The organism is Bradyrhizobium sp. 159 (assembly GCF_023073795.1).
Taxonomy (GTDB): Bacteria; Pseudomonadota; Alphaproteobacteria; order Rhizobiales; family Xanthobacteraceae; genus Bradyrhizobium.
On record NZ_JADPKE010000114.1, the window covers coordinates 386,967 to 407,880 of the forward strand.

Sequence of the window (20,914 nt, forward strand, 5' to 3'; positions counted from 1 at the left end):
AGAATAATGGCGGCACAATTCGTGCAATGCTTCGGGCAACGGTCCAAATGGACCGACAAGGATCAACACGACGTCAATCCATCGATCGGCAAGAGGACGACAATCATGCGTAGTTCGAAAGTATTTGTGACAATCATTGCCCTCGCGGCCTCCACTCCGGTGCTCGCCGACGACATCAAGGTCGGCATCGGCATCTCCGGATGGACGGGCTTTGCGCCGCTGACGCTGGCGAAGGAAGCCGGCATCTTCAAGAAGAACGGCCTCGACGTCACCATCAAGAAAATCCCGCAGAAGGACCGTCACCTCGCGATCGCCTCCGGAGACGTCCAGTGCGCGGCAACGACCGTCGAGACCTGGATTTCCTGGAACGCCAACGGGGTCGCCACCAAGCAGATCTTCCAGCTCGACAAGAGCTACGGCGCCGACGGCATGGCCGTCCGCAACGACCTGGCCTCGATCAAGGACCTGAAGGGCAAGACCGTCGCGGCCTCCGCGCCCGGCACCTCGCCTTATTTCGCGCTGGCCTGGATGCTCAAGAAAAATGGCCTGTCGGTGAAAGACGTCACCGTCGTCAACCTCGAGCCGGCTGCGGCTGCGCAGGCCTTCGTCTCCGGCCAGAACGATGCCGCGATGACCTATGAACCCTATCTTTCGACCGTGCGCGCCGCGCCGGACAAGGGCAAGATCATCGCGACCACGCTCGACTACCCGATGGTCATGGACACTTTTGGCTGCACGCCGAAGTTCCTAACGGAGAACCCCAAGGCCGCCAAGGCGCTCGCCGACAGCTATTTCGAGGCGCTCGACATGATCGCCAAGGATCAGGCCAAGGCCTACGAGATCATGGGCGCCGATGTGAAGCAGACCGGCGAGCAGTTCGGCAATTCGGCGAAATATCTGCGCTGGCAGGACAAGGCCGCGAACCAGAAGTTCTTCGCCGGCGATTTCCTGACTTTTAACAAGGAGGCCGCCGACCTCCTGCTCGAAATCGGCATCATCAAGGCCGCGCCGAAGGTCGAGGACCTCTTCGACGCGAGCTTCATCAAGTAAACCTCTGCAAGTTGCCGGTTCCGCTGAAGCGCGGGACCGGCGCATGATCGGCTATTCGGATAGACAGTTTGATGCGTCCCCTGGATCCCGTGACATCGAAGCAACGCATGGCGTACGGCCTTGCATTCTTCGTGCTGTTCGTTGCCCTCTGGTCGTGGGCAACGCTCGGCGGCCATGTGTCGAAGACCTTCCTCGCCAACCCGCTGACCATGGTGCAGGAAGGGTATGACCTGCTGGCCAAGCAGGGCTTCGTCTACGATATCGGCATGACGATCTGGCGCGTCGTCGGCGGCTTCGCTCTCGCCGCGATCATCGCGGTGCCGCTTGGCGTGCTCATGGGCGCCTACAAGCCGGTCGAAGCGTTCCTCGAACCGTTCGTCTCCTTTGCGCGCTACTTGCCTGCCTCCGCATTCATTCCGCTCCTGATCCTGTGGGCCGGCATCGGCGAGTTGCAGAAGCTGCTCGTCATCTTCATCGGCTCGGTGTTCCAGGTCATCCTGATGGTCGCCGTGACCGTCGGCGCGACGCGCCGTGACCTGGTCGAGGCGGCCTATACACTCGGGGCCAGCGACCGCGGCATCATCCGCCGCGTGCTGCTGCCTTCCTCCGCGCCCGAGATCGCGGAAATCCTGCGGCTGGTGCTGGGCTGGGCCTGGACCTACGTCATCGTCGCCGAACTGATCGGCTCGTCCTCCGGCATCGGCCACATGATCACCGACAGTCAGGCGCTGCTCAACACCGGCCAGATCATCTTCGGCATCATCGCGATCGGATTGATTGGCTTGATCTCGGACTTCCTGTTCAAGGCGTTCAATGCCTGGCTGTTTCCATGGAAGCTCGCATGACGACGCTCAAGATCGAACAGGTTTCGCGCACCTTCCCGGCACGCCACGGCAACGCGCCGACCAAGGCGCTGGAGCCGACCAATCTCATCATCGGCAACAACGATTTCGTTACGATCCTCGGCCCATCGGGCTGCGGCAAGTCCACGCTGCTCCGCATCGTCGCGGGCCTGGATCGCCCGACCAGCGGGCGAGTCACGCTTGACGGGCGCGAGGTGGCCGGCCCTGGCGCAGATCGCGGCATGGTGTTCCAGTCCTACACGTTGTTCCCCTGGCTGACCGTGCGCGAGAACATCGCCTTCGGCCTGCGCGAGCGCGGCGTGCCGCAAGACGAGCGCAAACGGATCGCCGATGCCTTCATCCGCCAGGTCGGACTGTCCGGCTTCGAGAACCACTGGCCGAAGCAACTCTCCGGCGGCATGCAGCAGCGCACCGCGATCGCTCGCGCGCTCGCCAACGATCCGAAGATCCTGCTGCTCGACGAGCCGTTCGGCGCGCTGGACAACCAGACCCGCGCCTTGATGCAGGAGATGCTGCTGGGGATCTGGGAGCGCGACCAGAAGACGGTGCTGTTCGTGACCCACGACATCGAGGAGGCGATCTTCCTCGGTAGCCGCGTCGCCGTCATGAGCGCGCGCCCGGGCCGGATCAAGGCCGAGATCCATGTGGAGCTGCCGCATCCGCGCTCCTACAAGATCAAGACCACGCCGGAATTCGTCAAGCTCAAGGAGCGGCTGGTCGAGGAGATTCGCACCGAGGCGCTGAAGGTTGCCGAACATGCCTGACACTCCGCCCTGCGCCGACGGGAAACGCGTCCTCGCCGACCTCAACGCGCTGCGCGCCATCGGCGCCTACAAGACCGGCGTGCACAAGCCGACCTTCTCCGAGCCGCACAAGCTTTCGCTGGACTGGCTGATCCGGAAGCTGCCTGACGCCGGCCTCTCCGCTGCCATCGACGGCATCGGCAACGTCTTCGGTACCAGCGCGAAGCCGGGACCGAAGCTGCTGGCGGGATCGCATCTTGAGAGCCAGAACTACGCCGGCTGGCTCGACGGTCCGCTCGGCGTCGTCTATGCGCTCGAGGCGGCACGCGTGCTCAACGCCGATCCCTCGTTCGAAGGCGCGGTCGAGGTCGCCGCCTGGTGCGACGAGGAAGGACATTTTGGGCATTTCCTCGGCTCACGCTCCTATGTCGGTCAGGTGACCGAGGCCGACATCGATGCTGCCCGCGACCGCACCAGCGGCCGCACCATGCGCGACGCACTCGCCGACATGGGGCTCGCAGGACGTCCGCGCATCACCGCCCCGCCCGGCCGGCACGTCGGATATCTGGAGGCCCATATCGAGCAGGGCGACACGCTCGAAAGTGGCCGCCTCGCGATCGGCGTCGTGACCTCCATCGTCGGCATCTGGCAATACCGGATCAAGTTCGTCGGCGAGCAGAACCACGCCGGCACCACGCGCATGGCCGTGCGAAAGGATGCGGGCCTGGCGCTGGCCAAATTCTGCGTCGCGATCGACGAGCGTTTCCCTGATGCCTGCGGACCGCGCACGGTGTGGACCACCGGTCGCATCACGCTCGATCCCGGCGCACCCAGCATCATTCCTGGCGGCGCGGAAATGCTGTTCCAGATGCGCGACGACGACCCGGCGGTCATCGCGCGGTTGGAGCAGTTGCTGCGGACTATGGCGGACGAGGTCAATGCGAAGGGCCCCTGCACCGTCGCGGTGGAGAAACTGCGCACCGGCGCGCCGGCCATGATGAACGCCGGCTTTCAGGATGCGATCGAAGCCGCAAGCAAGGCCCTGGCCGGCGGGCGATCGGTCCGCATGCCCAGCGGCGCCGGGCACGATGCGCAGATGCTGGCAACGATCATGCCCGCGGGGATGCTGTTCGTACCATCGATCGGCGGCATCAGCCACCACTGGACCGAGAATACCGCCGATGCCGACATCGTCACCGGCGCGCAGGTGTTCGTCGATGCCTGTCGGCGCATCCTCGGCGGTTAGAACGAGCTTCTCCCCGCGAAAGCGGGGAATTTAGTACGCCACGGCCTGTCGATTGATCCACAACGGTCTCGGAGTACTGGATCGCCCGGCCAAGGCCGAGCGAAGACAGCGCGTGTAGTCGCAGACACGCCTTCGCATTCTCGCGGCGGATTTCGCCCGAGCTTTGCTTCGGCGCTCCACCCTCAAAGCCGGGAGGGCGCAGGGAAGGCCGGATGCCGGCTGGCACCCACGGTCCGCTGTGCGAAAGGCACACGCAGAAAACTGCACAGCGGCATACAGGTGAAGCCCAACACACGGCCTTCCCTGCGCAGTGGTTTGACGGCTTATGCCGCGCTCTCCTGGGAGCCGAATTCGTTCTGGCCTCCCTCGCCCTCGTAGAAGTCACGGACACCGCGCCGGTTGACGCCAATGCCGCATCCGCAAGAGCTTGACCGTAGCAACGACGGCCAGGACCACACGGTTTTGCCGTACGCGCGGCTCGCCTGCGCCGCAGGGTTCGACGGCGTTGTGCACCTTGCCATCGACATGCTGGCGCGACGAACCTGACAGCGCCGTCCGTCTGCGCGAAGTTTAAGGGCTCACGGAGAGCAATCCGCCCTGCCCCTGGCCTCTCGCGCCCGACGCTGCCGCGTCCACCGCAAGCCCGGCTCCGCGATCATCACGACACATGATCGCCCCTCTCGGATGAGCCGGGATGGGCGACACATACGCCATTTCCGAATTTCGGTAAAGCGAAATATTTTTTCCCTTAGGGCTTGACGCCGACACATATGGAAACGATCGGGTGTTTTGCCTCACGGACCCGCGCCGGCCTGGCTAGTCTGTTTACATCCATCCACATTTCACCAGCTGGGGCGCCTAGTCCCACCTCGCCCAGCCGATGCGCGGGGCCATGGGGCCTCTCCCCCGCCGGCGCCCGCTTGCATTTTTCACGAGCTGCCTGCGACAATTCGTGCACCGCTCGGACATAATGGCGCGGCAATCCTGGGGCTTGTCGGCCGCCCGCCCATGCTCCCCCGGAGTTCCCATGCTTTCTGCCGATCGGCCGGCAACACGCCTTGCGACCCGGCTCGCCTTCCTCGTCGCGGGCTTCGGCATTGCGTGCTGGGCACCGCTGGTGCCGTTCGCGAAGACGCGCCTCGGCGTCGACGACGGCATGCTCGGATTGCTGCTGCTCAGCCTCGGCATCGGCTCGGTCCTCGCCATGCTTCTGACCGGCGTGCTGAGTGCGCGCTACGGCAGCAGACCGATCATCATCGCGGGCGGGCTCGGTCTCGCCCTGGTGTTGCCGCTGCTTGCGATCGCAAGCTCGCCCTCAGCGCTGGCGCTGGCGCTCTTTGCGTTCGGGGCCGCGCTCGGCTCGATCGACGTCGCCATGAACATCCATGCGGTGGAGGTGGAGCGCGCCGCAGCCAGTCCGCTGATGTCCGGCTTCCACGCGCTGTTCAGCATCGGCGGTTTCGCCGGCTCTGCGCTGATGACGGCACTGCTCTCGCTGCAATTCGGCGCGCTCACCTGCGCGCTGGTCTGCTCTATCCTGATGTTGATCGCGATGTTGGTGACCTGGCCGCGCCTGCTCCGCTCAGCGCAGGTGCAGGACGGCCCTCTGTTCGTGCTGCCGCACGGATCGGTGCTCCTGCTCGCGCTGCTTGGCGCCATCACCTTCCTCGTCGAAGGCGCGATGCTCGATTGGGGAGCTCTGCTCGTCATCGGCGCGGGTCTCGTCTCGGAGGCGCAAGGCGGCGCCGGCTATATGGTGTTCTCGATCGCGATGACCGTGGGGCGGCTCGGCGGCGACGCCGTCGTCGCACGCATCGGAGACCGCGCCACGCTGTTGTGGGGAAGCCTCATCGCCATCGCGGGCTTCGTGGTCCTGCTCACGGCTCCCGTTGCGGCGGTTGCCATAGCCGGCTTCCTGCTCATCGGCCTCGGCGCATCGAATCTGGTGCCGGTGCTGTTCCGCGGGGCGGCCAAGCAGAAAGCCATGCCAACGGGCCTCGCCGTCGCGGCGATCACGACTGCCGGCTATGCCGGCGTCCTCCTCGGTCCCGCCGGCGTCGGCTTCGTTGCTCGCGCCAGTGGGCTGCCAACGGCGTTCTGGCTGCTCGCCGCGCTGATGGGTCTGGTCACGCTGTCGGCAGGCATCGTCACGAAGGAGCAGCACCGGACATCGCGCGCCCGGGCGTGAGCGGCCGATGCTGGACGAGCGGTCCCGGAATACGCTCGCGCTCCATCCGGGCTTCGACGAATACCCTACACCGGATCGAACGCCCGGATCGGTGGCAGATTGCCCGTGAACTTTTCCACCTCGACCGCTGTCAACTGCCCCGTGCAACCTTGCGCCAGGGACGAGGTGCCGATGTCGCGGGTGAGCACGTTCGGATTGCCGTGCACGCAGAGCGGCGCGTCGTCCTCGGGATCCATCGGGTCATACCACGCGCCGGTCGGCAGTTGCACCACGCCGGGCGCGATGCCGTCGGTGACGTGAACTGCGGCAAGGCAGGCGCCGCGGTCGTTGAACAGGCGGATGATATCGCCATCCCTGATGCCGCGCGCATCAGCGTCACGCGGATTCATGCGCGCGACCTCGCGGCCGCGGTGTTTGGCGGCCAGCGAATGGCCGCCGAAATCGAGCTGGCTATGCAGGCGCGTCACCGGCTGGTTGGCGACGAGGAAGCACGGCGCACCGGGCTTCGGTGTGTCGGTCTTCTCCAGCCAGACCGGATGACCGGGACAATCCGCATCACCATGGCCTGCGATCTTCGCCGAGAAGATCTCGATGCGGCCGCTCGGCGTCGGCAAGGCGTGACCTGTGGGATCCTCACGGAAGCGGCGCAGCCTGCCGCCGTCATCGGGCTGCTGCGGCACGATCAGGCTGCCGCGTTGCCAAAATTCATCGAAGCTCGGCGCCTCCAGGCCACGCTTGGCCAGCGAGGCGCGGGTCGGCTCATACAGATGCTCGAGCCACTGCCGCGAGCTGCGGCCTTCAGTGAAAGGTTCGCGCGCACCGAGACGCTCGGCGAGATCGGCGAAGATCTCATAGTCGTCGCGCGAAAGACCAAACGGCTCGGCGATCCGGTGCATGGCGACCATGAGGGGATCGTTGGTGGAATAGCCGATGTCCTCGCGCTCCAGCGTCATGGTCGCGGGCAGCACGATGTCGGCATGCCGGGCCGTCGCGGTCCAGCCGAGCTCGTGCACGACCAGCGTGTCGACTTTCGCAAACGCCTTGCGCAGACGGTTGATGTCCTGGTGGTGATGGAAGGGATTGCCGCCGGCCCAGTAGACGAGGCGGATGTCCGGATAGGTGCGCGTCTCGCCATTGTAACGGTAGGTAGCGCCCGGGTGGAGCAGCATGTCCGCGATGCGCGCGACCGGAATGAAATCGGCAACGCCGTTGCGGCCCTGCCCCAGCGTCGGTCCTGGCACGTCGTTGACGCGGCGGCCGTAATAGCCGATCGCACCTAACGAATAGGCATAGCCACCGCCGGACAGACCGATCTGGCCGAGCGCTGCCGCCAGCACCAGCCCCATCCACACTGGCTGCTCGCCATGTTCGGCGCGCTGCAGCGAATGCGATACGGTGATGAGTGCGCGCTTTCCGGCGAGCCGGCGCGCCAGCGCGCGGATATTGTCGGCGTCGACGCCGCAGATCGGGGCGGCCCATTCGGCGTGCTTCGCTTGCCCATCGCTCTCGCCGGTGAGATAGCGCAGGAAGACGGGCCACCCCTCCGTATAGCGATCGAGGAAGGCCTGATCGTGCAAGCCTTCGCTCACCAGCGTGTGGACGATGCCGAGCATCAGCGCGGTATCGGTGCCGGGCACGCAGCTCAGCCATTCGGCGCCGGCTTCGACCGGAAGATCGTCGCGCAGCGGGCTGACCAGGACGAACTCGCAGCCGCGCCGGCGTGCCGCTGCCATGGCGCCGCGCTCGACATGCTTGCTGATCGAGCCGCCGGCGACCATGGAATTCTTCAGCGCCATGCCGCCGAAGGCCAGCACGATCTCGGTGTCAGAGGCGATCTGCTCCCAGGTGACGTTGCGCTTGGTGATATCCTCGTATCCGGCCAGGATCTGCGGCAGCAGCACCGAGGACGCGCCGGAAGAATAGGTGTTGACCGAGCGCACATAGCCGCCCATCGCGATGTTGAGGAAGCGATGCACCTGGCTCTGGGCGTGATGAAAGCGGCCCGCGCTCGACCAGCCATAGGAGCCGCCGAACACGGCGCCGGGGCCGTGCGTGTCGCGGACACGCGCCAGCTCGTCACCGAGCAGATCGAGCGCCTTCTCCCAGCTCACGGAGACAAATTCGTCGCGGCCGCGGCGATCGTCCGGGCCGGGACCGCGCTCGAGCCAGCCGCGGCGGATCGCCGGCTGGGCGATGCGGACCTGATGCCGCAGAGCGCCCGGAAAATTGTCGATGATGCCGTTCGGATCGGGATCCCCCGCATAGGCCCTCACCTCGAGCCCGGCCTTGCCTTGACGCGCGGAAAACACGCCCCAATGCGAAGTATGCGGCTTGAAGCCGTCGGACAGGTCGAGGCCGGGGTCGGGGAAGCCAATCGTGTCGTCCATTAGATCGTCCTTGTTCCGGTATGTGGTGGCAGTATAGCGATCCGCATCCCGATGTCATCGAGATCCGGGCTGATGCAAACGCCGGGCTCCCGTGTGTGAAGGGCAAGGCATCGAGCGGAGCACGAGCGCGGCACGGGGCTCGTATTGGTCCTCAACCTGTGCGATATGCGTCCCTCCCCTCAAGCCACAACGGTCTCATCATGATCAAGCGCGTCTCGCCTTACGAAGGTCTGCTCCACGAAGTGGTCGAGCGCAATGGCGTGCTTTACATCGGTGGAATCGTTCCCGAGGACACGAGCCTCGATATGTCGGGCCAGGCAAACGACGTCCTCCGGCAACTGGCGCAGCTGCTGAAGACCGTCGGATCCGATCTGACCAACATCTTGCAGGTGACCATTTACATGACCGACCTGAAGGAGAAGGCCGAGTTCAATGCGGCCTGGAAGGCGCACTTTGCAGAAGCTCATCTGCCGGCGCGGGCCGCAATTGGCGTCGCCGATCTCGGCTCGGGCGTCAAGCTCGAGATGACCGCCATCGCTGCGCGACAATAGTGGTGCAGGCCGATCCGCTGTGCGGATTCGCGTGGCGGTCGCAAAGCGCGTCCGCTTCCCTCAGGGATTCTGCGCTCGAAGCACACTGATGTAGATCCCTTGCGTTAGAATGGCTGCGGCCGTTGGGGACCTGTGTTGTTTGACTGGGATGATCTCAAGTCCCTGACGGCGATGGCCTGTCGCGGCCAGCACGCTCGCGCCCGCAGAATTTCATAACGGCTGCAATACGCTCGCTGCATCACATCTGCCAAGGCTCGGAGCTTTCTTTGGCTTGGTGGTGCCGGGCGCCGCAAACGCCGCCGGTGGCTAGGACCTGCGGCTCCAGCGTTTCGCCCGAACGGCGTGAAAGCGCGCGTTCGTCTGGGGCTTGATGAACAGGGCCGCGACGCTCGGATGATGCTTGCGGATTTCACTCTCGAGCGAGATCACGCATTGCTCGATATCGTCGGCGCGCTTCTCGTCGGCGAACTCGACGCTGAGGGCGGCGACGATCTCGTCAGGGGATAGTTGTACCGTCAGGAGCCCGTTGGCTTGTAGCACACCCGGCGAGCGCCGCGCGATCTCGAGGATCGATCGCGCAAGCTCAGGGTGCGCCGGCTCGCCGATCAATAGACTCTTGCTCTCGCGGGCGAGCCCGACGGACGTGATTCCCAGGAGAATCCCGATCAGGATCGAGCCGACGCCGTCCCACACCGGTTGCGCCAGCCATACCGCCGCCGCCGTTGCCGCGGCCGCAATGACGATGCCGACCAGCGCCGCACTGTCCTCGAGCAGCACCATGAAGGCGGGCGGGTCCTTGCTGCGGACAAAGGCCTGATAGTAGCCAAACTGCGTCGCGTCCGAGCGGAAACGCCGCAGTGCGACCAGCCACGAGGCGCCCTCGAACAGGAACGACAGCCCGAGCACGATGAAGCTGACGATGGGATCCTCGATCGGATCAGGCGCGACGACATGCACGACGCCCTGATAGAGCGAGACGCCCGAACCGAGCGCAAAGATCAGCAGGGCGACGATGAAGCTCCAGAAATACAATTCGCGCCCATATCCGAGCGGATGGGATTCGTCTGCTGGACGGCTGGCACGACGGTAGCCATAGAGCAGCAGCACCTCATTGGAGGTATCGACCACCGAGTGCACGGCCTCGCTGGTCATCGCCGAGCTTCCCGTCCATATGGCGGCGCCGATCTTGGTGACCGCGACGAGAAAATTGCCGGCAAGCGCGGCATAGACGGCGGTCTTCGATGATGATGCAGCGGCCATGTTCACCAAGGCCAGTCCTCCTCTGCAGTCGGCGGCCCCGCCGGTTACTCAAAGGTCAGCGCTTTCGCCGGCACAACGGAAGGAACCAGACGCCGTCTACGGCGAGCCGCGAGAGTTGGTGCACTCACGCGCTACGATTTTGCCGTGCCCGGCTCGGCCATCTTCCGATGCTGCTTGGCCAGCATCTCGTTCGGCGTGATGTTGGCGACCGTCGTCTGGATCTTGTTCTTCAACCCGGTGACGATATCGGCCTCACCCCGCAGCATTGCATCTAAGCCGGCCTTGGCCACCTCGTAGGCGCCATCCTTCTGCTCGGTGCCGACCTTGGTGTCCATCATTTCGGCGCGGCGGAAGAATTCGGTGTCGGTGGCGCCGGGCATCAGGCAAGTGACGGTGACGCCGCTATCGCGCAGCTCTTCGCGCAGAGCGAAGGAGAACGAGTCGAGAAAAGCCTTGGAGGCGTTGTACACCGCCTGGAAGCTGCCGGGCGTGAAGCCGGCGACCGAGCCCGTGATGAGAATGCGCCCGGAGTTGCGGCGCAGCATCGCGTTGCCGACGCGATGGATCAGGTCAAGCGTGCCGGTGATGTTGGTATCGACGACGCGCCTGATGCGTTGGAAATCCTGATCGAGGAAGGCCCGGCCGAGGCCGATGCCGGCATTCGCCAGCAGCGCGTCGATCGGCCGGTCGGCAATCGCGGCGCAGAGCTTATCGACACCTTCAGTGGTGGCGAGATCGGTCTCGACCGGCTCCACGCTACCGCCGAGCCTACGCAGATCGACGGCCACCCGCTCGATCGCAGGCTCGTCCGCGGCGATGACGAGATTGAAACCTGCCTGGGCGCAGCACCTGGCGAGTTCCAGGCCAATACCGGTTGAGGCGCCGGTGACGACGGCGAGTTGATTGGCGGACATAGGGCATATCCTCGCGGATTGGGATGATGACGCCCAATCGCCCAACCGACCACCCTGTTCCAATTTCCGCCCCAGGCTCGTGCAGTGCGAGGAATTTGCGCGTCGCATAGCAACCATCGTTCATTCCTGGACTTAGATGCCACGTGATTGATGGCGGAGGACGGAAATGAAGGCGCTGGTATGGCATGGCAAGGAGGACATCCGGTGCGACAGCGTCACCGACCCGGAGATCCAGGACCCGCGGGACGCCATCATCAAGGTCACGAGTTGCGCCATCTGTGGTTCGGACCTGCACCTCTTCCACAATTTCATTCCAGGCATGCTGCCCGGTGACATCATGGGCCACGAGACCATGGGTGAAGTGGTCGAGGTCGGCTCCGGCGTCGACGGCAAGCTAAAGAAAGGCGACCGCATCGTCGTGCCGTTCACCATCATTTGCGGCGAATGCGACCAGTGCAAGCGCGGCAATTTCTCCGTCTGCGAGACCACCAACCGCAAGCGTCATCTGGCCGAAAAGGTGTTCGGTCATTCCTGCGCCGGCCTGTTCGGCTACACGCATCTGACCGGCGGCTATCCCGGCGGGCAGGCCGAGTATCTGCGTGTGCCCTACGCCGATGCCACGCACATCAAGGTTCCCCCCGGCATCCCCGACGAGCAGCTGTTGTTCCTCAGCGACATCTTCCCGACCGGCTGGCAGGCCGCGGTGCAGTGCGACATCGAGCCGACCGACACTGTCGCGATCTGGGGCTGCGGCCCGGTCGGACAGATGGCGATCCGCAGCGCCATCCTGCTCGGCGCCAACCAGGTGATTGCGATCGATTGCCTGCCCGAGCGGCTCAGCATGGCGGAAGCCGGCGGCGCCACCACGATCAATTTCGAGACCGAGAGCGTGGTTGAACGGCTGAACGAACTCACCGACGGCAAGGGACCGGAGAAGTGCATCGATTGCGCCGGCATGGAAGCGCATGTGATGGCCTCGCAACCGGACACGCTGCTCGACCGCGCCAAGCAGATGGTGATGCTGGAGAGCGACCGGCCCCACGTGCTGCGCGAGATGATCTATGTCTGCCGTCCCGGCGGCATCATCTCGGTCGCGGGCGTCTATAGCGGCTTCTCTGACAAGATGCCGATGGGCGCGTTCATGAACAAGGGGCTGACGATGCGGACCGGCCAGACCCACGTCAATCGCTGGACCGACGACCTGCTCCGCCGCATCGAGGAAGGCGAGATCGATCCGTCCTTCGTCATCACCCATACCGTGCCGCTCAGCCAAGGCCCCGAGATGTACCAGGTGTTTCGCGACAAGCGGGACTCCTGCGTCAAGGTCGTGCTGAAGCCCTGAGGAAGTCCGCCATGTTTCACTTCTCCAACATCGTCCGCACCAAGGGTGATCCGAAAATCCTCGAGGGCGGGCCGAGCCTGAAGCGACCGGAAGACCAGCTCGCCCGCGCGCTCGGCTGGTTCAGTATCGGTCTCGGCGCCGTGGAATTCCTTGCGCCACGGCGCATCACCGCGACGCTGGGCATGGAAGGCCATGAGACGCTGGTCCGCGCCTTCGGCGTGCGGGAGATCCTTGCCGGGATCATGTCGCTGTCCGTGGACAAGAACGCCGGCCTCTGGGCCCGCGTCGGCGGCGACGGCCTCGATGCCGCCGCGCTGCTCTCCGGACTGACATCCGACAATCCCAAGAAAAGCAATATCGCGCTGGCCCTCCTGATGGTCGGGGGCATCGCCATGCTCGACTATCGCGCCGCGCAGGACACCAGGCCGCGGCGGCCGCCGCGCGAAGCAAGGCGCAAGCTCTATCCGAACCGCAGCGGCTTCCCCAAGGGGCTGGAAAACGCCAGAAGCGGCGCGAAGCAGATCGCCGCGCACCCCATGCCCGAGCGATCCTGAGCTCGCGCGAGAGACCAACCGTAACGAGGTGAATCGAGGCAATGAACGAATCCCGTGACGAACGCGCGTGGTGGCAATCCGCAGTCGTTTATGAAATCGCGCCGATCTCGTTCCAGGATTCCAATGGCGACGGCAAAGGCGACCTCGCCGGCTTGATGTCGCGGCTCGACTACCTGAAATGGCTCGGCGTCGATGCGGTGTGGCTCACGCCGATCTACCGCACCCCCTTTCGCGATTTCGGCTATGATATCTCCGATTATTGTTCAATCGACCCGAGTTTCGGCACGCTCGACGCGTTCGATCGCCTCCTCAGTGCCCTGCACGCGGAAGACATCCGGGTCATTCTCGACCTTGTCCCCAATCATACCGCCGACGACCATGCCTGGTTCGTCGAGAGCAGCAGTTCGCGCCACAGCGCGAAATCCGATTGGTACGTCTGGGCCGATCCGGCCGAGAATGGCGGGCCGCCGAACAATTGGCTCAGTCGTTTCGGCGGCAGCGCCTGGGAATGGTGTGAGGCGCGGCGGCAATATTATTACCACTCCTTCCTGGTCGAGCAGCCCGACCTGAACTGGCGCAATCCGGACGTGAGAGCAGCGATCGCCGACGTCATACGCTTCTGGCTCGACCGCGGCGTCGACGGCTTTCGCGTCGATGCCAGCGCCGTGCTGATCAAGGACGATCTCTTGCGCGACAATCCACCGAACCCGAAAGCCAAGGACAGGCCGCCGCCACAACGCCATACGCTCGTATTTACCGACGACCGGCCGGAGACGATGTCGTGCATCGAATTCATCCGGGAGGTGATCGATGGCTATCCGGACCGGGTGTTGTGCGGCGAAGTTCAGGGCAAGATCGACCGGATCGGCCACTTCTACGGCAACGATCGACCTCGCCTGCACCTGCCGCTGAATTTTGCGCTGCTGGACTCGCAATGGGACGCGCTGTCGCTCCAGGCGACCATCGACGCCTATCTCAACGCCATTCCCAAGGGCGCTTGGCCGGTGTGGGTGATCGGCGGGCATGACAAGCAGCGGATCGCGAGCAAGATCGGTGCGGCGCAGATGCGCGTGCTCGCGATGCTGTTGATGACGCTGCGTGGAACGCCGTTCTTCTTCATGGGCGACGAGATCGGCCGCAAGCGCGTTCCCATTCCGGCCGATCGCGTTCACGATTCCTTCGAGAAGCTCGTGCCGGGCTATGGACTTTGCCGCGACCCCGAGCGCGCGCCGATGCGCTGGGATGACGGCGAGAGCGGCGGATTCACCACGGGCAGCCCGTGGCTGCCCCTCGGGCCCGGCGATGCGCCAAACGTGGCGCAGCAGAGACGGGACGAGCGTTCCCTCCTGGCGCTGTTTCGCGCGCTGATCGCGTTACGGCGCGAGCATGCCTGTCTGCGCGACGGCAGCCACGCGCCGCTACGCTCGCAAAACGACGTGCTCGCCTTCAAGCGCCTGGCGGGCCCAAGCGAAGTGCTGGTCGCGCTCAACATGGCCGCCGAGCCGCGAAGATGGCACTGGCAGGGCCGCGGGCGCCTGCTGATGTCGACGCACCTGGACCGGCCGTGCGAAGCATTGCCGGATGCATCGATCCTGCTTCGGGGCAATGAAGGCGTGATCATCGAGCTCGCGCGGCGATGATCGGAGGAACCATCGGCGCGCCGAGGAGTCTGATCAACGCCTCCGGCATCTCCCCCCGTGCTGCCGGACGCATTTTGGACGAAACCGCTAGCTCCGGCGCTCATTCCCCCCTTTGGGGGCCGGGGCGGCGGCGTGAGCTTGGAGGCTGCAATGGGCAAGGTGAAGGGTCTTAAGCAGCGGATCGCCGGCAAGGCGAAACAGGCCGTCGGCGAGATCGTCGGGGATCAGGAACTCCACGACGACGGCAAGGCCGAGGCGGAGCGCGGCCGCGACGAACAGGACAAACCGAGCGAGCTCAATCCGCTGAAGAAGCTCCAGCAGCTGACGTGAACGCGCCGTCCGAGCCGGCGCTTTACGTCACCAGGAGGCGACGCCGCTCGCGCTGGACCGCGGCCATCGCGCTCGGCCTGATCAGCAGCACCTTCTCGACCATCGTCAGCCAGCTCTTCGCCGCCCGGATCGGCCGCGATGCAGCGGTCGACTGGATGATTGTCGCCACCATTCCGGCGCGCGACTGGGCGATCAGCGCCGAGCCCTCATGGAGCGCGGTCGTCACCGGCATCGCGTTCCATCAATGGGCGGACTTTTCCTGGGCGGTTGTCTTCTTCGGCGTGCTGGGACGCTGGACGGCGGACTTGCGGCCGCTGACGATCCTGCTGCTCGCGCTGCCCTGGGCGGTGTTTTCCTCAGGCATGGAATGGTTCGTGCTGGTACCGCTTTTTCCGTTCTGGCAGCCCCTGTTCACGCTGCAGCAGCCCTACTGGATCGGGCTTCTGGTGCACGGCTCGTCGGCCGTGATGTATCCCCTGTTCGCGCGGCTGCGCTGGGCCCACGGCGATACGCCCGCCCGCGATCTGCGATTCACCAATGCCTGGATCACCGGCGCCCTGGTCGTGATCGCACTGCTCGGGACGATCGCTTTTTTCGGCCGCCATGGCTACGAGCTGCCGTGGATGGGACGCGACAGGGATGTCGACCAAGCCTATATCCGGCACATGACCACCCACCACGCGCAAGGCATCGAGCTTGCGCGGATCGCAACCGAGCGTGCGCAAGACCCGCATTTGCAGAAGCTCGCGATGCTGATGATCGCAAGCCAGACCGGCGAGAAAACAATCTTCGAGAACTGGTGGCTGAGCTGGTTCGACACGGAGATGCCGGACTGCACCGCGCAGGAGCGCTCCGCCATGCCGGGCTTTCTGACGCCGGCCGAGATGCGTCAAGTCAGGATCGCCGCGCCCGAGGCGTTCGCCCGCCTCTTTGTCGAGATGATGACGTTGCATCATCGGGGTGCGGTGAAGATGGCGGACCAGATGTGGCATAGCCGTGGCGATCCGCGCCTGCGCATCATGGCTCATGCCCTCCGCCATGAGCAGCAAGGTGAGATCGCGCTGATGCAAGGCGTGAGCGGCGTCGCCGCGGTGGCGACGGCCTTTCGCAACATGTTCGGCGACAACGTCAATTGAGCGCGAGGAACCTTGGCTCGCATCGATGCGGCAGGCCAAGTCTCTTTGCGACATGACCGACTTCAAGACTCATCAGACGCACTCGTGGGAGTGCGCTGCTCGATCCACAAAAAGCCGAGCCGCTCGCCGCGGCTTCACGCCACCTTCAGCGCGGACCCACTGTCGGCGTCGAGAAATCCCGTAAGCCTGCCCCTGATCAGTCGCTCGGCATCCGCCATGATGCGGTCGACCAGCTCCTTCACGGTTGGAATGTCGCGGATGAGCCCGACGACCATGCCGCAGCTCCAGGCGCCCGCGTCCATATCGCCCTCGATCATCACCTTGGGATAGACGCCCGCCACATGATCATGGATGTCGTCGATCTTGAGGCTCTTGCCTTTCTCCCGCTCGACTCCGAGCAGCTGCTCGACGCCCTTGTTGTTCAAGACCCGCTCGGTGTTGCGGAGCGCCCGCATGACCAGCCTTGTATCGAGCTCCGACGCCCGCACCAAAGCATTCTTGACGTTCTCGTGCACCGGCGCCTCCTTGGTGGCGATGAAGCGCGTGCCCATGTTCATGCCGGCGGCGCCCATTGCCAGCGCCGCAACCAGGCTGCGCGCGTCCGCCATGCCACCGGAGGCAACAAACGGTATCGTCAGTTCCTCGGCCGCACGCGGCAACAGGATCATGTTGGGCATGTCGTCTTCGCCCGGATGGCCGCCGCATTCGAAGCCATCGACGCTGACGGCATCGCAGCCGATCTGCTCGGCCTTCAGCGAATGTCGGACCGAGGTGCATTTGTGGATCACCTTGATGCCGCCCGCCTTCAAGGCCGGCATGTACTGTTCGGGGCTGCGCCCGGCGGTTTCGACGATCTTGACGCCGCCCTCTCTGATCGCAGCGATGTATTCCGGATAGGGCGGTGCGCTGAAGGTGGGCAGGAAAGTCAGGTTCACCCCGAATGGCTTATCCGTCATGTCGCGGCAGCGCGCGATCTCCTTGGCCAGCAGTTCCGGCGTCCGCTGCGTCAGGCCGGTGATGATTCCGAGCCCGCCGGCATTCGACACCGCGGCTGCGAGTTCGGCAAAGCCGACATAGTGCATCCCACCCTGGATGATCGGATGTTCGATGCCGAACAGTTCAGTGATCGCTGTCTTCACGAATGACCTCCCCGCGTTTTCCGCTCAGTGAATGATTTCGAACAGTCCCGCCGCGCCCATGCCGCCGCCGATGCACATGGTCACCACGCCGTACTTTGCCTTGCGCCGCCGGCCCTCGAGAAGGAGGTGGCCGGTAAGCCGCGCTCCGGTCATGCCGTAGGGGTGACCGATCGCGATCGATCCGCCGTTGACGTTGAGCTTGTCCGGGTCGATGCCGAGCTTGTCGCGGCAATAAATCACCTGCACCGCGTAAGCCTCGTTCAGCTCCCAAAGATCGATGTCGTCGATCTTGAGGTCATGGCGCTTGAGCAAGCGCGGGATCGCGACGATCGGGCCGACGCCCATCTCGTCGGGTTCGACGCCAGCGGCGACGAAGCCGCGGAAGATGCCGAGCGGCTTGAGGCCCTTCCTGGCCGCGATCCTGTCGCTCATGATGACGCAGGCCGAAGCACCGTCCGAAAGCTGGCTGGCATTGCCCGCGCTGATCGTCTTGCCTTCGAACACCGGCTTGATCCTCGACAGGCCCTCGGCCGTGGTCTCGGGGCGTGGGCCTTCGTCCTTTGTCAGCGTCACCTCCTCGTAGGTGACCTCCTTGGTGTCCTTGTTGACAAGCGCCATCCTGGTCGTGAATGGCACGATTTCGTCGTTGAAGCGGCCGGCCTGCAAAGCAGCGCCGACGCGCCGTTGACATTCGAGACTATATTCATCCTGCTTGTCGCGACCGATCTTGTAGCGCTCGGCGACGATCTCGGCGGTCTCGAGCATCGACATGTACATTTCGGGCTTCATCGCCATCAGCTCATCGTCGACGGCGTGGAACTTGTTCATGTGCTCGTTCTGCACGAGACTGATCGACTCGATGCCGCCGCCGATCGCGACTTCGACGCCATCGAGCATGACCGATCGTGCTGCAACTGCGATGGCCTGCAGCCCCGACGCACATTGGCGGTCGATGGTGGTGCCGGCGACGGTGACCGGCAGGCCAGCGCGGATCGCGCCCTTGCGGGCGACGTTCATCACCATGGTGCCTTGCTGCATCGCGCAGCCCATCACCACGTCCTCGACTTCGCCGGGCGCGATGCCGGCCCGCTTCACCGCTTCGGCCATCACATGCCCGGCCATGGTGGGGCCGTCCGTGTTGTTGAGCGCGCCGCGATAGGCTTTGCCGACGGCGGTCCGAGCCGTGGAAACGATGACTGCTTCAGTCGTCATGCTGGCCTCTCTGTTTACGCGGCTGCATCCAGCTGCGCGTAGCGCAGCACGTGGAACGCGGGATCGCCGAACTGGATGTTGATGGAGGAGATTCGCTTGAAATAATGTCCGACGTTGAGCTCGTCGGTCATTCCCATGCCGCCATGAAGCTGTACCGCCTGCTCGGCGACGAACTTGCCGGCATAGCCGATCTTCGACTTGGCGCCCGAGGCGAGCCGCGGGAGTCCCACATCGCCCGCAGCGAGGCTGAGGTTGAGATGTTGCAGCAGGGAGAGCGCCTCCTGATGCGCGATGAACATGTCGACCATCCGATGCTGCAGCACCTGGAAGGAGCCGATGGTGGTGCCGAACTGCTTGCGGGTCTTCGAATATTCCAGTGTGGCGGAATTCAGCTCGCCAATCGCACCGACGCCTTCCGCGCAGAGCGCGCCGATCGCGCGATCGCGGCAGGCCTCCAGCGCGGCAACGCCCTCGCCTTCCGGTCCGAGCAATTGCCCGCGAGCCTCGCGCAGGCTGATCTCGGCGGCGCGGCGGCCGTCGATGGTCTTGAAGCTCTGAAGATCGACGCCGGCGGCCCGGCGATCGACCACGAACAGGCTGACGCCGCCACGGTCACGGTCATCGCCGGAGGTCCGGGCCGAGACGATCAGATCGTCGGCCCACGGCGCGGCGATCACCATGGTCTTCGCGCCGCTCAGGATGTAGTCATTGCCCTCGCGCCGCGCCGTCCTCGTGACATTGCCAAGATCGAAGCGCGATTCCTTCTCCGTCCAGGCCAGAGCCCAGGTCTTTGTGCCGTCGATGATGCCGGGGATGAAGGCTTGTTTCTGCTCCGGCGTGCCAATCTGCTCGATCAGGCCGCCGGCCAGCACCACCGTTTCGACGAAAGGCTCGATGACGAGGTGCCGGCCGAACTCATGCATGATGATCATGGTCGACAAAGGACCACCGCCGAGACCGCCGACCTCCTCGGAGAACGGCGCCGCGAGCAGCCCGAGCTCCGCGAAGGCCTCCCAATGCTTCCGGCTGAAGCCTTGCTCGCTCGCCACGATCTTGCGGCGCGTGTCGAAATCGTATTGGTCGCGCAGCAAACGCTGGACGCTGGATCGCAGCATGTCCTGCTCTTCCGTGAACTGGATGTCCATCCGATCCTCCCGATGCCCGCGCCTAAAGACCGAGCACTGCTTTGGCGATGATGTTTCGCTGGATCTCGTTCGATCCGCCGTAGATGCTGAGCTTGCGCGCGTTCAGATATTTCTCCGACGCGGTATGAGCGTACTCAGGGCCCGGCATGAAGTGGTTGGCGCTGACCGGATGCTCGCGGATCGCAAGGCCGTAATTGCCAATCGCGCGATGAGTGAGTTCGGTGATGTTCTGGAATATCTCGGTGCCGCGGATCTTGAACAGCGACGCCGCCGGCCCCGGGTCGATGCCGCGCGCCATCTGGCCGACGACGCGCAGTTCGGTCGCCTCCAGAGCCAGGACATCGAGCTCGATGCGGGCGATGTCCCGCAGAAACTCGAGATGTGCCGGATCGTCCGCTGGTATCTCGGCCTTCACGATCTGCTTCAGCTTCCCGATGTAACGGGTCGACCGTCCGATGCCCGCCATACTGGTCCGCTCGTTGCCGAGCAGGAACTTGGCGTAAGTCCAGCCTTTGTTCTCCTCGCCGACGAGGTTCTCCACCGGCACGCGGACGTTCTCTAGGAAGACGTCGTTGACCTCGTGGCTGCCGTCGATCGTGATGATCGGCCGCACGGTGACGCCGGGCGACTTCATGTCGATCAGCAGGAAGGAGATGCCGGATTGCGGCTTCGCGTTCGGGTCGGTCCGCACCAGGCAGAAAATCCAGTCGGCGTGCTGCGCCAGCGTGGTCCAGGTCTTGTGGCCGTTGACGATGTAGTGGTCGCCGTCGCGCACCGCCTTGGTTCTGACGGTCGCAAGGTCCGAGCCGGAGCCCGGCTCCGAATAGCCCTGGCACCACCAATCGTCGCCGGAGAGAATCCGCGGCAGGAAGCGCCTCTTCTGCGCCTCGTTGCCGAACGTGTAGATCACCGGCCCGACCATGGTCACGCTGAACGCGAGCGGCGGCAGCGTTCCGGCCCGGGAGGTCTCCTGCTCGAAGATGAAGCGTTGCGTGATCGACCAGCCCGGACCGCCATACTTCTTGGGCCATAACGGCGCGATCCAGCCCTTATTGTAGAGAATGCGATGCCAGAGCAGCGATTGCTCCTTGGTCAAATCGGTCTCGGGATTCGGAACGCGCATTTCCGCCGGATAATTCTCTGCGATGAAGGCGCGCACCTCATCGCGAAAGGCAGCGTCCTCACTGGAAAGATTGAGCTCCATCGCAGCGGTC

At 64.5% G+C, this 20,914-nt stretch carries 18 protein-coding genes; 11 read left to right on the forward strand and 7 right to left on the reverse strand.

All coding sequences use genetic code 11. The features are described 5' to 3' along the window. Positions 1-105 precede the first annotated feature (105 nt). The 5 genes from IVA96_RS35030 to IVA96_RS35050 all read left to right on the forward strand — a co-directional run bounded on the left by IVA96_RS35030 (position 106) and on the right by IVA96_RS35050 (position 6,090). A complete protein-coding gene (locus tag IVA96_RS35030; protein ID WP_247280462.1) occupies positions 106-1,050 on the forward strand; it encodes an ABC transporter substrate-binding protein in 945 nt (314 codons plus the stop codon). Between the two features lie 71 nt (positions 1,051-1,121). Further along, positions 1,122-1,895, forward strand: a complete 774-nt coding sequence (locus IVA96_RS35035) for an ABC transporter permease (protein WP_247422395.1) — start codon at positions 1,122-1,124, stop codon at positions 1,893-1,895. Next, positions 1,892-2,677: an ABC transporter ATP-binding protein gene (locus IVA96_RS35040; RefSeq protein ID WP_247422293.1), complete on the forward strand. Its 786-nt coding sequence runs from the start codon at positions 1,892-1,894 to the stop codon at positions 2,675-2,677. The genes IVA96_RS35035 and IVA96_RS35040 overlap by 4 nt, the downstream gene beginning before the upstream one ends. Next, positions 2,670-3,902, forward strand: a complete 1,233-nt coding sequence (locus tag IVA96_RS35045) for a Zn-dependent hydrolase (RefSeq protein ID WP_247280460.1) — start codon at positions 2,670-2,672, stop codon at positions 3,900-3,902. Before IVA96_RS35040 ends, IVA96_RS35045 begins: the two co-directional genes overlap by 8 nt. 1,027 nt (positions 3,903-4,929) lie before the next feature. Then, on the forward strand, positions 4,930-6,090 hold the full coding sequence (locus IVA96_RS35050) for an MFS transporter (RefSeq protein WP_247422295.1): 1,161 nt from the start codon (positions 4,930-4,932) through the stop codon (positions 6,088-6,090). A 65-nt stretch (positions 6,091-6,155) separates the two neighbouring features. On the opposite strand, the gene IVA96_RS35055 is transcribed toward IVA96_RS35050, so the two are convergent. After that, entirely contained in the window at positions 6,156-8,477 is a 2,322-nt protein-coding gene (locus IVA96_RS35055; RefSeq protein ID WP_247280458.1) for a molybdopterin guanine dinucleotide-containing S/N-oxide reductase, read from the reverse strand. A gap of 200 nt (positions 8,478-8,677) precedes the next feature. Between IVA96_RS35055 and IVA96_RS35060 the strand changes: the two genes are divergently transcribed. Continuing rightward, complete coding sequence (locus IVA96_RS35060; RefSeq protein WP_247422297.1) at positions 8,678-9,028, forward strand: RidA family protein; 351 nt, start codon at positions 8,678-8,680, stop codon at positions 9,026-9,028. Between the two features lie 306 nt (positions 9,029-9,334). Here the strand turns inward: IVA96_RS35060 and IVA96_RS35065 are convergent, their stop codons facing one another. Next, positions 9,335-10,288, reverse strand: a complete 954-nt coding sequence (locus tag IVA96_RS35065) for a cation diffusion facilitator family transporter (RefSeq protein WP_247422299.1) — start codon at positions 10,286-10,288, stop codon at positions 9,335-9,337. Between the two features lie 131 nt (positions 10,289-10,419). Then, positions 10,420-11,202 carry an SDR family NAD(P)-dependent oxidoreductase gene (locus tag IVA96_RS35070; RefSeq protein WP_247422301.1) on the reverse strand — a complete coding sequence of 261 codons (783 nt, stop codon included), beginning with the start codon at positions 11,200-11,202 and terminating at the stop codon, positions 10,420-10,422. 166 nt (positions 11,203-11,368) lie between these two features. On the opposite strand from IVA96_RS35070, the gene IVA96_RS35075 reads away from it, so the two are divergent. The 5 genes from IVA96_RS35075 to IVA96_RS35095 all read left to right on the forward strand — a co-directional run bounded on the left by IVA96_RS35075 (position 11,369) and on the right by IVA96_RS35095 (position 16,204). Next, positions 11,369-12,544 (forward strand): zinc-dependent alcohol dehydrogenase, encoded by a 1,176-nt coding sequence (locus IVA96_RS35075; RefSeq protein ID WP_247422303.1) that lies wholly within the window; start codon positions 11,369-11,371, stop codon positions 12,542-12,544. 11 nt (positions 12,545-12,555) lie between these two features. Then, the gene (locus tag IVA96_RS35080) at positions 12,556-13,098 is read left to right on the forward strand and encodes a hypothetical protein (protein ID WP_247280453.1); all 543 of its coding nucleotides are present in this window, start codon (positions 12,556-12,558) and stop codon (positions 13,096-13,098) included. A 41-nt stretch (positions 13,099-13,139) separates the two neighbouring features. After that, positions 13,140-14,738, forward strand: a complete 1,599-nt coding sequence (locus IVA96_RS35085) for an alpha-amylase family glycosyl hydrolase (protein WP_247280452.1) — start codon at positions 13,140-13,142, stop codon at positions 14,736-14,738. 150 nt (positions 14,739-14,888) lie between these two features. Next, positions 14,889-15,068, forward strand: coding sequence for a CsbD family protein (locus tag IVA96_RS35090; RefSeq protein WP_247280451.1), 180 nt, complete (start codon positions 14,889-14,891; stop codon positions 15,066-15,068). Further along, positions 15,065-16,204 carry a DUF305 domain-containing protein gene (locus IVA96_RS35095; RefSeq protein WP_247422305.1) on the forward strand — a complete coding sequence of 380 codons (1,140 nt, stop codon included), beginning with the start codon at positions 15,065-15,067 and terminating at the stop codon, positions 16,202-16,204. The genes IVA96_RS35090 and IVA96_RS35095 overlap by 4 nt, the downstream gene beginning before the upstream one ends. Positions 16,205-16,338: 134 nt before the next feature. On the opposite strand, the gene IVA96_RS35100 is transcribed toward IVA96_RS35095, so the two are convergent. The 4 genes from IVA96_RS35100 to IVA96_RS35115 are packed head-to-tail and all read right to left on the reverse strand — an operon-like array spanning position 16,339 to position 20,904. Further along, on the reverse strand, positions 16,339-17,343 hold the full coding sequence (locus IVA96_RS35100; RefSeq protein WP_247422307.1) for a nitronate monooxygenase family protein: 1,005 nt from the start codon (positions 17,341-17,343) through the stop codon (positions 16,339-16,341). Positions 17,344-17,367: 24 nt separating this feature from the next. Beyond that, the gene (locus IVA96_RS35105) at positions 17,368-18,555 is read right to left on the reverse strand and encodes an acetyl-CoA C-acyltransferase (protein WP_247422309.1); all 1,188 of its coding nucleotides are present in this window, start codon (positions 18,553-18,555) and stop codon (positions 17,368-17,370) included. Positions 18,556-18,569: 14 nt separating this feature from the next. Further along, entirely contained in the window at positions 18,570-19,700 is a 1,131-nt protein-coding gene (locus IVA96_RS35110) for an acyl-CoA dehydrogenase family protein (protein WP_247422311.1), read from the reverse strand. Between the two features lie 22 nt (positions 19,701-19,722). After that, positions 19,723-20,904: an acyl-CoA dehydrogenase family protein gene (locus IVA96_RS35115; RefSeq protein WP_247422313.1), complete on the reverse strand. Its 1,182-nt coding sequence runs from the start codon at positions 20,902-20,904 to the stop codon at positions 19,723-19,725. Between the last annotated feature and the right edge of the window lie 10 nt (positions 20,905-20,914).